We start from the raw sequence: 11,266 nt of genomic DNA, 5'->3' as shown, positions 1-11,266 counted from the left end.
TTTCTTTTGGCTATTCCCGGTGTATTTGTTAACTTCTTGCTACAAAATTGTTTGGGCATGACAATCAAAACCCTGGCAATAGCCTCACTGATGTTTATGAACATGCTGATGTTCGCCTGTAAACCTTCGGATGCGGAGTTGAAAGAAGAGGTGAATGAAAAGCTGAGTCTTATTCCCGGTATCACAGCAGATGTGAAAAATGGAGTAGTGATCCTTAGCGGAGAAGTAAGCGATGAAGTGGCCAAATCGACCGCTGAAGAAGCGTTGAAAGGATTGAAAGGAGTGAGGTCGGTGCAGGATAATATCACCGTGAAAACAGCCGTAGTTGCCCCACCGGCGCCGGCTGTATCTGCTACACCTGCTGCTCCCGATACTGATGATATCCTGAAACGCGTCCTGGATTCTGTTTATGCTGCCCGCAGGTTTAATAACGTTACCGTTACTGTTTCAAATGGGGAAATCACACTCGGAGGAGCTGTTAAAAAGAAAAACGTTCGTAATATGCTGCAAATCGCACAACGGTATTCCACAAAAAAAGTAACGAATAACGTACAGGTTAAATAAGAAAGCGTGGTAAAAGAATGAGGCAACACAGGAGATAATAAGGTATCCATCTCCTGTAAAAAGCTTTTTTTTACTTCCCTTTATATTCATGTTTCCAGCGCCGGTGGCTCCACACCCATACTTCAGGCTGTTCATGAATATTTTTTTCGAGATATTTTACAAAAGCTTCTGTGATAGCGCCATCGGGCTCCTGTTGCGGATTTTCAAAGGCCAGCTTCAGTGAAGCATGATAATAACCTCTTTTTACCTTACGGATGTCCACAAACACTACGGGAATATTACTTCTCTTGGCGCCCATTTCCGGACCTTTGTAGAACGGCGTCATTTTATTGAGGAAGGGGTACCAGTAGCAGCTGCGCGGGTTTCCGGGATTCTGATCTGCCACCAGCGCAATTAAATATTGTTTGTTGGTCCATGCCCGCATGCTGTTGCCCATATCGTTTGCAGGAATGAGGATGGTGCCAAATTTTTCCCTGAAATGACGGAACATCCGGTCGGCCGGCCTGCTCGTAAGCGGCATATATACTACCAGGAATGGAAATGCCACGCCCTGCATACAAAACAGGTTTGCCCACTCCCAGTTAAAGTTATGCCCGAGGTGCAGCTGGCAGCTCTTACCCTGTGCATATAGATCATGCAATACTGTGAGGTCGCACTGGAAGCGCTTTTGCAGCTGTGCTTTGCTCATGGTGAGCAGTTTGATGGTTTCCACCATCATATCAGTGAGGTTGTGATAATATTTTTTAGCGAGAAGAGTGAGTTCTTCCTTTGACTTATCCGGAAAGGCCTGGGTCAGATTCTCCATCACTACTTTCCTGCGATATCCGATTACATAGTACACCAGCACGTATAATACGTCGCTGATGAAGTAAAGTACCGGGAATGGCAATATGGAAAGGCTATAGCAAAAAGCAAGCAGCAGATAATACATATTCCTGATTGTTGTAAATCCAACGCAAAGGTAATGAAAGACAGCCGTTTAGCTTACAGTACAATGTTTTGTACCAGTTCGCTCTTAAACGGATAATCGGTGTTGAAATGAAGTCCCCTGCTTTCTTTGCGGAAGGCGGCTCCTTTTACGATCAGGTATCCTGCCGTAATGAGGTTACGCAGTTCGCATAGTTGCGGCGATACCATTGTTTTTTCGTAGAGGTCTTCCGTTTCTTCATGCAGGATATCCATCCTGCGGAGGGCGCGTTGCAAACGTACGTCTGTTCTTACAATCCCTACGTAATCGCTCATGATCTGCTTCAGCTCTTTCAAACTTTGAGTGATCAGGATCATTTCTTTGGGTGCGCTGGTGCCGGTGGCATCCCAGTCGGGTACATTTTCCTTAAAGTCCAGCAAATCTATTTTGCTGGTAGCATCCATGTAGCAGCGATGGGCAAATACCATTGCTTCCAGCAGTGAGTTGGATGCAAGACGGTTGGCGCCATGAAGCCCGGTGCTGGCGCATTCGCCACAGGCATACAAGTTACGGATAGAGGTGAGGCCCCATTCATTGGTTTTAATACCGCCACAGCTGTAATGCGCGGCAGGCGATACCGGGATCATCTGATGGGCCACATCGATTCCTGCGGCTTTACAGGTTTCATAGATATTGGGGAAATGATGAATAAATTTCTCCAGGTCCATGTGCCGGCAATCAAGATATACATGTTCTGTACCGGTGATCTTCATTTCGCTGTCGATGGCGCGGGCTACAATGTCGCGCGGCGCCAGCGACAGGCGCGGATCGTATTTGTGCATAAAGTCTTCCCCGTGGATATTCCGGAGAATACCGCCATCGCCTCTCACCGCCTCGGTGATGAGAAAGGAAGGGCTAACGCCGGGCTGGTAGAGGGCTGTAGGGTGAAACTGGATGAACTCCATGTTTTCGATACGGCCCTTTGCGCGGTACACCATTGCCACGCCATCGCCGGTTGCGATGTTGGGATTGGTGGTACTGCGGTATACCTGGCCATTGCCGCCTGTAGCCAGCAGGGTTACTTTAGACAGGATTTTTTCTATTTTATTGGTAGCGAGGTTGAGTACATATACCCCGTAGCATTCTATATCGGGCGTGGATTTGGTGACCAGGTATCCCAGGTGGTGCTGGGTGATGAGATCTACCACGAAGCAGTGGGTGATCAGTTCTATATTCGGACGGCGGTGGATGGCGTCCAGCAGCGCGCGTTCAATTTCCTTGCCGGTAATATCCTTGTGGTGAATCACCCTGAAAACGGAGTGCCCGCCTTCGCGGCCGAGAGAGAAATCGCCATCGGCGTTTTTATCGAAGTTGGCGCCCCACTCGATGATCTCGTTTACTCTTTCCGGCCCTTCGGTTACCACGATCTCTACTATCTGTTCGTTACAGAGCCCGTCGCCGGCGATGAGCGTATCTTCTATATGTTTCTCGAAACTATCATTCTCCAGGTCATTTACTACCGCTACACCGCCCTGGGCGTATTTGGTGTTGGTTTCATCTTCCCGGCTTTTTGTGATGATGGTGATCTTTTTATCCGGGCACTGTTGTGACACCTTGAGCGCATAAGTGAGCCCTGCAATTCCTGAACCGATGACGAGAAAGTCTGTTTGCTGCATAGTTAGACAAAAGTAAGAATTACCGGCTAATTTTTACCCGGAAGTACTCCGTACTGCCATACACCAGTCCCCATTGCGCAAAACCATAGGTGAGCATCACCAAGACACCGCCACCTGGAAACGGATGATAGAATTTGCTCACTGCTATCATGGCATCTGAAATAACAAATAATATGGCGCCAACCAGGGAATACCAGCCGGCAGGCTGCCGCCGGAAATGAAAGGCATGCAGTACGCATTGCACCAGGAAGAAAAGGGTGATGGAATAGGCGATAACGGGTACGGCTAAACTGCCCAGGTAGGGCAGGAGGAAAAAAATAAACAGGATCATCACTGCAGCGTTCAGAAATATGTACGGATACCGGCACAGCGGTACCGGGAGGTTGCTGTATCTTATTTTCAGGAAGAAGATACAATACATCACCTGTGCAATAAAAAAGCTGCCGAGGCCCGGAAGGAAAAGGTTTTCAAACAACAGCAGGTCATCTCCCAGGGAAGAAAAGAATAATGCCAGCAATAAAAAAATACGGAATGAACGGGGCATTTTTACATTGGCATACAACACATACACCGCCAGGAAAATCATCAGCAGCGGCTTGGTGGCATACCGGTATTCTTCCCTGCCCAGGGCAATAAACAGTATATCAGCCAATAGTATAAAAAAATAAATAATCAAACGTTTTGGGCGGAACATGGAAAGGGATTGTATCAGGTAATTTACAAATATTTCTGCTAAGTATTCAACAGGATATAAAACGTAGTACCGTTACCGTTAATGCCCGGACTCATCACTTTTAGCTGTCCGCCATGCATTTGTATGATCTGTTGAGAAAGGCTCAGCCCAATGCCGGACCCTTTCTTTTTGGTGGTAAAGAAAGGAATGAATATTTTGTTCATGGCGTCTTTATCAATGCCGGGGCCGTTGTCTGTAATTTCAATACATATCTGCTGGATGTTGTTAAGATACAGCTTCATGCTGATAGTAGCTTCGGGCGTATGTTCCAGTGCATCCATCGCGTTTTTAACGAGATTGATCAACACCATTTGCAGCTGCGATATATCCGCATGGATCTCCATATTTTCGGCGTCTGTTTCCACTGAAAACCGGATACCTGCCTGCTTCATATCTGCCTGGAACAGGCTGCTCACGGAGTTTACCAGTGATCTTACATTCACCGTGGTAAATTGGGGTTGCGGAAGAGTAGTATAATCGCGGTAGGCATTTACAAAGTTCATGATGCCTTTGCTGCGGCTTTCTACTGTTTGCAGGGCTTCACGTAAGTCGGAGATCCCTTCCTGGTGTTGTGAGCCGGGAGCTATATCCAGGTCTACAATTTCCTGCATGGTACCAATCAGCGATACAATGGGCGTTACAGAATTCATGATTTCATGGCGCAATATTTTGGTAAGGTTTTGCCATGCTTCGAGCTCTTTTTTCTGCAGTTCCGAGTGGATATTCTGGATGGAAATGAGTTTTATGAGCCGTCCCTGTAAACGCACGGTAGCAGCGTGAATAGACAGTTGTTGTTCCTGCCTTGTGGCATACAGTGTTTTATTGCCCGACGACAATTCCATCAGTAATTCCGACAAGCCCGGATGAACTGTTTTCAGCTCATGGATATTACGTAGCCGGTAGATGCCCATCAGGCGGAATGCTGCGGGGTTAATGAGTTCTATTTTTCCTTCTACATCAAACGACAATACCCCGATGCTGATGTGTTGCACAATGGTATCGATATATTTCAGGTTGGCTTCTTTTTCTGCCCGGGTTTGCCGGAAGGCCTCCAGTACTTCATTGAACTGGTGGTTGAGCATACTGAAACTTTTGCCGAGTTTATTGTCGGCGCTAAAGCGGATGGAGAAATCTTCGTAACGGATAGACTCGAGGAACAGGGTGAGTTTACGGTTAATCCGGTTGAGGTAATGATAGATACCGTACAGCTGTATTAATACCAGCGGGATCAGCAGGAATGTGAGTGGCTGCATACCGTGCATGAACAGCCAGATAGCGGCTGTGAGCGTGGCGGCCAGCAGGATGACCCGTAAGCTGATATTAATGCTGAAACGATTCATTGGAGCGCTTTTAGCGGTTGGCTTTCAGTGATTATTTAACCGCTGAAGCCAATGGCTATATGTTATATTTTTCCAGTCTTCTGTAAAGGGCGGCCCTGCTAAGGCCCAGTTCTTTGGCGGCTTCGGTGATGTTGCCGTTGCATTTTTTCATAGCCTGGGAAATGATGTTGCGTTCCATTTCTTCCAGGTTATAGCCGGTGTCCATTGCCTGGTCGGCGCTGTTATTGCTTTTCACAAACACGTCTTTGGGCTGGAGTGTTTTTCCCTGTGAGAGGATGACGGCTCTTTCCAGCGCATGTTGCAGTTCGCGGATGTTGCCGGGCCAGTCGTACCGCTGCAGCTGGGTAATGAGTGATTCGTGCATACTGTTTACCGGGCGTTTATATTTATCGCGGTACAGTTGCAGGAAATGTTCTGCCAGCGGGATGATATCTTCCACACGTTCACGCAGCGGCGGCAGGTGTATTTCGATGGTATTGATACGATAGAGCAGATCCTGTCTGAACAGGTGTTGCGCGGCCATGTGCGAGATGTTGCGGTTGGTGGCGCAGATCAGTCTAACGTCGATGGGTATACTTTTATTGGAGCCTACTTTTGTAACCGACCTGTTTTGCAATACGGTAAGCAGTTTTGCCTGGAAGGGGATGGAGATGTTTCCAATTTCGTCCAGGAAGATGGTGCCGCCGTTGGCTTCTTCAAAGCGGCCGGCGCGGTCTTCGCGGGCATCGGTGAAGGCGCCTTTTACATGGCCGAACAGTTCACTTTCAAAGAGAGTTTCACTGATGGCGCCGAGGTCTACGCTTACGAAGGGTTTGCTGCTCCGGTTCGACTGCGCGTGTATCTGGCGGGCCAGCATATCCTTGCCGGTACCATTTTCACCGAGGATGAGGATATTGGCATCCGTGGCGGCTACTTTGGATACGGTATCAAATACGGCCAGCATACCGGGGCTTTTACCGATTACCTGGTTGCCGGGATGATGTACCGCAGCCGGTGGTTTATCCTGTTGGGCGGCGCGTTTGTTATAGGCAGTCTGAATGGTGGCGAGGAGCTTTTCGTTTTCCCAGGGTTTGAGCACAAAGTCAACTGCACCGGCCTTGATGGCCCTTACCGCCATTTCCACATCGCCATAAGCAGTGAATAATACAACGGCTGTTTCCGGTTTTATATCCAGGATCCGATCGAGCCATTCAAAGCCTTCTTTTCCGCTGCTAAGGTCGCGCGTAAAGTTCATATCCAGCAGGATTACATCGTAATCGAAGTTGGATACGAGATAGGGAATTTTTTGCGGATTCTTCTCAAAATCAACCTGTTCGAAATGTCTTTTAAGTAACAGGCGGGCAGCACGTAAAACATCTACATCATCATCAACAATTAAAATCTTTCCTGGTTGCATGGTAGTCATATGCGAATGGTGAATAGGTGACAATATTAAACAAAGATTCTTTCAAACCCACAGCTAATTTCAGGAACTTTTAAAAGTGTCCGATTATGGACACCGCTTGTCCGGCAAAGGACGTTTTTTTAAACCATTTTTCCCTGAAAACGTTGCTGGTAATAGGTTTTCAGCTTTGGCATGTGGATTGACTTTCTCCGGTCAGCAAACTTTTCGCTAAAAAACATGGACAGAAAATTAGAAAAGAAGTTTTGGAATAAAAAGCGCATCCTGATGATAGGTGGTGGCGCGGCAGTAGCAATGCTGCTGTTGTATACATTGCTTTTTGCGGATCACCGGGCCACCCTGAATGTAGAAAAGGACAAGATCACTATCTCTACAGTAAAGAAAGGAACCTTTGACGTATATATTGCCGTTACCGCTGTGGTAATGCCCCTGAAAACCATCCGCCTGGATGCCATTGAAGGCGGATATGTAAGCCGCAAGTACCTGGATGGAGGTAGCATGGTAAAGGAAGGCGACTCTATCCTGCGGCTGGATAACCAGCACATGATGATGGACTTTGTAAACCATGAAACAGAGATCTACCGTTTACGCAATGAACTGCAGAATACCCGCCTGAGCATCCGCCAGCAGGAATTTACCATGCAGCAAACCATTTCAGATATCGACGCCAAAATAGCCGCTGCACAGGACTTGTACGACCGGAACAAGCAACTGGTAGAAGAAAAGATCGTTGCCCGCCAGGACTTCAACAAAAACAAATTTGAACTGGAAGGACTCCTGCGTCAGAAAGATATCCAGCTGCAATCCCAGAAATATCAGCAGGACAATGCCAAAATGCAGATTGCCCAGCTGGAAGGCACCCTGGCCAGAACCCAGCGCAACCTGGACCTGATGCGGGAAAACCTGAACAGCCTGATTGTTCGCGCCCCGGTATCCGGACAGCTCTCTTCCATCGACGTGGAAGTTGGTTCCAGTATCACCGCCGGCCAGAATATCGGTCAGATCGACGACCTGAACGGATTTAAATTACGCGCAGATATAGACGAACATTATGTTTCCCAGGTATTTGCCGGGTTGAAAGCCACCTTTGAGTTCGATGGAAAATCTTACGAAATGCTGGTTACAAAGGTATATCCTGAAGTGAAAAGCGGCCGTTTCCAGGCCGATATGACGTTTGAAAAGAATACGCCGGAAGGCATCCGCCGTGGACAATCCTCTCCCATCCGCCTTGTATTGGGTAAGTCCGCTGAAGCCATCCTTTTACCACTCGGCGGATTTTTCTCCGACACCGGTGGTAACTGGGTATATGTAGTGGATAAAAGTGGCAACCGCGCAGTAAAACGTAATATTTCGCTGGGCCGCAAAAATCCGCTATATTTTGAAGTACTGGAGGGCCTGCAGCCAGGCGACCAGGTGATCACTTCTTCTTATGAGAATTTCGGGAATAAAGATGTTTTATCCTTTTAGGTCATCCATTTTTTTATATAAACTAGCATTTAAAATAAAATACACTTATGATACGCACTGTTAACTTACAGAAGTTGTTTACAACAGAAGAGGTAGAAACCACTGCTCTCAATGGTATTAACATGGAAGTGCAGGATGGGGAATTTGTGGCGATCATGGGACCCTCCGGTTGCGGCAAATCCACTTTGCTGAACATATTGGGCCTGCTGGATAACCCCAGCGATGGCGAGTATCACTTCTGGGATAAGGAAGTAGCGCGTATGAGTGAAAGACAAAGAGCACAGCTCCGCAAAGGTTCCATTGGCTTCGTATTCCAGAGCTTTAACCTCATTGATGAACTCACCGTTTTCGAGAATGTGGAATTACCCTTGCTCTACCTGAAAGTGCCTGCCGCTGAAAGAAAGGTGAAGGTAGAAGAGGTGCTGGAACGCATGAACATTATGCACCGCCGCAACCACTTCCCACAGCAGCTGTCCGGTGGTCAGCAACAAAGGGTAGCCATCGCCCGCGCCGTGGTAGCCAAGCCCAACCTGATACTGGCGGATGAGCCCACCGGTAACCTGGACTCTACCAACGGAGAAGAAGTGATGAAGTTATTACAGGAGCTGAACAACTCCGGTACCACCCTGATCATGGTAACACACTCCCCATACGATGCCGGGTTTGCACACCGTATTGTCAACCTGTTTGATGGTCGCGTGGTGACAGAGAATATCAAGGAGCAGTTTCATGTGTGATTTTTTTTCGCCATTCTAAAACCACATCATGATGTTTCGGAACTATTTCAAAATTGCTGTCCGTCATTTACAGCGTCATAAGTTTATTACAGTAATCAACATCTCCGGGCTGGCTGTGGGTATGGCCTGCTGCATACTGATTACGCTGTATGTGCGCGATGAGCTGAGTTTTGACAGGTTCCACCGTAATGCGGATAACCTTTACCGCGTTACTACTCAAACCATCCGCCCGGAAGGCAGCACGGATCATAGTTCCGCTACCCAGTTTCCTATTGGTCCCAACCTGCAAAAAGATATCAGCAGTATAAAAGAATCCGTGCGCATTTTCGCACTAGGGAATACGCTTTATACTGCAGGAGATAAAAGAATATGGGAAGAAAATACTGCCTTTGCAGATGAGCCTTTCTTCCGGGTATTCAATTTTCCTTTACTGGAAGGGAATCCTGCTACTGTTTTAAAAGAACCCTATTCCATTGTATTAACCGAGTCTGCTGCAAAAAAATACTTCGGAAATGAATCGCCCATTGGTAAACTGATAAAGGTAGGGAATGGCTACAGCTGCGCGGTAACCGGCGTGGCGAAGGACTTTCCGGCTAATACAGATCTCCGCATGACGATGATCATGTCGTACTCCACGATGCTTAAAGAAGGATTAAAAGCGGGAAACGACGTGGAAAACCAGTGGTTCATGTTCAGCAACAATGTTACCTATGTGCAGCTGGCCGATCATACGGATCCTGCTAAACTCACCAAAGAATTAAAAACTTTTGTATCTACTCATATTGGTGGAATATTGAAGCGGCATAATATACAGTTTGCATTGGAACTACAGCCCGTTCAAAACGTACACCTGCACCCGGAAGGCGACAAAGGAGTGGATAATTCCCCGTTGATCTGGTTATATATTGCTATTGCCGTTTTCCTGATCCTGATTGCCTGTATCAACTTTATGAACCTTACCACTGCACGGGCCCATGAAAGAGCGAAGGAAGTAGGATTGCGTAAAGTGCTGGGCGCTGAAAGAAAGAGCCTTATCACCCAATTTCTGACTGAATCACTGGTGATCAGTATCATTTCTTTTGTGCTGGCTGTTTTGCTGGTAGGGCTGGTGATGCCGCTGTTTAATACTATTACCGGCAAAGAGCTGCGGTTACTTTCTGCTGCAGACAGTTTTTTATATGCCGGCTTATTATTGCTGGTACTGGTTGTTGGCCTGGTGGCCGGCAGCTATCCCGCGCTTTACCTGTCTGGTTTGATACCGGTGCGCGTATTGAAAGGCAATTTTATTACTTCCGGTTCCCGCGTGCTGATACGCCGCGGATTGGTGGTAGCCCAATTTGCCGTAGCCGTAGCCCTGATCATTTCCACGGTGGTGGTATTTTCTCAGCTCCGCTACTGGCAAACAAAGAACCTCGGATTCGACAAGGAACACCTCGTAAATATATACCTGTCCGGCGTAGATGGCAGCGCTAAAGTAGCCTTGCTGAAATCTTCTTTCTTAAACCAGTCGGGTGTGCAGCAGGCTTCCATGCATAACTTTTTAATGGGCAGTGGCGTGTTTAACAATAACCCGGTAGTACGTGAGGGGGAAGATGATAAAGAAGGCTTTGTAGCAGGGATCATTCAATCGGATTTTGACCTGCTTAAAACAACCGGTATCAAACTGGTGGCCGGACGTGATTTTAATCCTGCGCTGGCTACTGATTCTTCCGATGCCTATATCGTTAACCAGGCCGCTGCACGGCAGTTAGGCTTTAAGGATGATGCAGTGGGCAAACGGATTGAGTGGAGACCCGGGTATATGCAAAGACATGGAACCATTATAGGGGTGGTAGAAGACTTCAACCTTCGCTCCCTGCAAATGCCGGTAGAGCCTATCATCTACATGGTAAGGCAGGAAGATGTAGCGATCATTACCCTGCGGCTTGCCGCCGGCGATCAGAAGGCGATATTAAAACGTGTGGAAGCCGCATGGAACAGTATCATCCCGGATGTACCATTTAATTTCACTTTTGTGGAAGCTGATATACAGTCAAAGTATGCTTCTGAACGCACACTGGGCAAATTATTCGGTATCTTCTCCGGTCTCGCCATCTTTATAGCCTGTATGGGCCTGCTGGGATTGTCTATGCTCATTTCCCGGCAGCGTACAAAGGAGATCGGCATCCGCAAAGTGTTGGGTGCTTCTATTGCCAATATTTCACTGTTATTATCAAAAGACTTTCTCAAACTGGTTCTGATAGGCATCTGTATCGCTTCCCCCATAGCCTGGTACGGTATGGAAAAATGGCTGCAAAACTTTGCTTTCAGGGTACATATTGAGTGGTGGGTGTTTTTACTCACAGCCTTTGTGGTAGTACTGATTGCATTGGGTACCGTCAGCTTGCAATCTGTAAAAGCGGCATTAATGAATCCGGTTAAATCACTTAGATCTGAATAA

Annotated in this window: 9 protein-coding genes; 4 read left to right on the top strand and 5 right to left on the bottom strand. The window is 47.3% G+C overall.

The window, feature by feature from the left end; translation table 11 throughout:
* Positions 1–57 precede the first annotated feature (57 nt).
* Positions 58–564 (top strand): BON domain-containing protein, encoded by a 507-nt coding sequence (locus tag ACMXI2_RS27070; RefSeq protein WP_483779030.1) that lies wholly within the window; start codon positions 58–60, stop codon positions 562–564.
* Positions 565–634: 70 nt separating this feature from the next.
* Here the strand turns inward: ACMXI2_RS27070 and ACMXI2_RS27065 are convergent, their stop codons facing one another.
* From ACMXI2_RS27065 to ACMXI2_RS27045, 5 genes are all read right to left on the bottom strand, one after another.
* Positions 635–1,495 carry a lysophospholipid acyltransferase family protein gene (locus ACMXI2_RS27065; protein ID WP_483779029.1) on the bottom strand — a complete coding sequence of 287 codons (861 nt, stop codon included), beginning with the start codon at positions 1,493–1,495 and terminating at the stop codon, positions 635–637.
* A gap of 53 nt (positions 1,496–1,548) precedes the next feature.
* Positions 1,549–3,147 carry an L-aspartate oxidase gene (gene nadB / locus ACMXI2_RS27060; RefSeq protein WP_483779028.1) on the bottom strand — a complete coding sequence of 533 codons (1,599 nt, stop codon included), beginning with the start codon at positions 3,145–3,147 and terminating at the stop codon, positions 1,549–1,551.
* 19 nt (positions 3,148–3,166) lie between these two features.
* Entirely contained in the window at positions 3,167–3,799 is a 633-nt protein-coding gene (locus ACMXI2_RS27055) for a lysoplasmalogenase (protein ID WP_483779027.1), read from the bottom strand.
* Between the two features lie 80 nt (positions 3,800–3,879).
* A complete protein-coding gene (locus ACMXI2_RS27050; protein WP_483779026.1) occupies positions 3,880–5,220 on the bottom strand; it encodes a sensor histidine kinase in 1,341 nt (446 codons plus the stop codon).
* A 55-nt stretch (positions 5,221–5,275) separates the two neighbouring features.
* Complete coding sequence (locus ACMXI2_RS27045) at positions 5,276–6,625, bottom strand: sigma-54-dependent transcriptional regulator (protein WP_483779025.1); 1,350 nt, start codon at positions 6,623–6,625, stop codon at positions 5,276–5,278.
* 216 nt (positions 6,626–6,841) lie between these two features.
* Here ACMXI2_RS27045 and ACMXI2_RS27040 point away from each other — a divergent pair, with 216 nt between their 5' ends.
* Genes ACMXI2_RS27040 through ACMXI2_RS27030 form a run of 3 tightly spaced genes read left to right on the top strand, consistent with a single transcriptional unit; the run spans position 6,842 to position 11,266 of the window.
* On the top strand, positions 6,842–8,089 hold the full coding sequence (locus ACMXI2_RS27040) for an efflux RND transporter periplasmic adaptor subunit (RefSeq protein WP_483779024.1): 1,248 nt from the start codon (positions 6,842–6,844) through the stop codon (positions 8,087–8,089).
* Positions 8,090–8,136: 47 nt separating this feature from the next.
* Positions 8,137–8,826: an ABC transporter ATP-binding protein gene (locus ACMXI2_RS27035; protein ID WP_370908667.1), complete on the top strand. Its 690-nt coding sequence runs from the start codon at positions 8,137–8,139 to the stop codon at positions 8,824–8,826.
* A 28-nt stretch (positions 8,827–8,854) separates the two neighbouring features.
* A complete protein-coding gene (locus ACMXI2_RS27030) occupies positions 8,855–11,266 on the top strand; it encodes an ABC transporter permease (protein WP_483779023.1) in 2,412 nt (803 codons plus the stop codon).

The sequence above is a fragment of the Chitinophaga sp. G7 BAM 1005 genome (assembly GCF_057126945.1).
The sequence above is the reverse complement of the archived record's forward strand: the minus strand, read 5'-3'. Positions and strand labels throughout refer to the sequence as shown.

Bases quoted from the DNA above. Each gene is read 5' to 3' on its own strand.
- ACMXI2_RS27070 (WP_483779030.1), top strand. From the start codon at position 58: ATGACAATCAAAACCCTGGCAATAGCCTCACTGATGTTTATGAACATG.
- ACMXI2_RS27065 (WP_483779029.1), bottom strand. From the start codon at position 1,495: ATGTATTATCTGCTGCTTGCTTTTTGCTATAGCCTTTCCATATTGCCA.
- nadB (WP_483779028.1), bottom strand. From the start codon at position 3,147: ATGCAGCAAACAGACTTTCTCGTCATCGGTTCAGGAATTGCAGGGCTC.
- ACMXI2_RS27050 (WP_483779026.1), bottom strand. From the start codon at position 5,220: ATGAATCGTTTCAGCATTAATATCAGCTTACGGGTCATCCTGCTGGCC.
- ACMXI2_RS27045 (WP_483779025.1), bottom strand. From the start codon at position 6,625: ATGACTACCATGCAACCAGGAAAGATTTTAATTGTTGATGATGATGTA.
- ACMXI2_RS27040 (WP_483779024.1), top strand. From the start codon at position 6,842: ATGGACAGAAAATTAGAAAAGAAGTTTTGGAATAAAAAGCGCATCCTG.
- ACMXI2_RS27035 (WP_370908667.1), top strand. From the start codon at position 8,137: ATGATACGCACTGTTAACTTACAGAAGTTGTTTACAACAGAAGAGGTA.
- ACMXI2_RS27030 (WP_483779023.1), top strand. From the start codon at position 8,855: ATGATGTTTCGGAACTATTTCAAAATTGCTGTCCGTCATTTACAGCGT.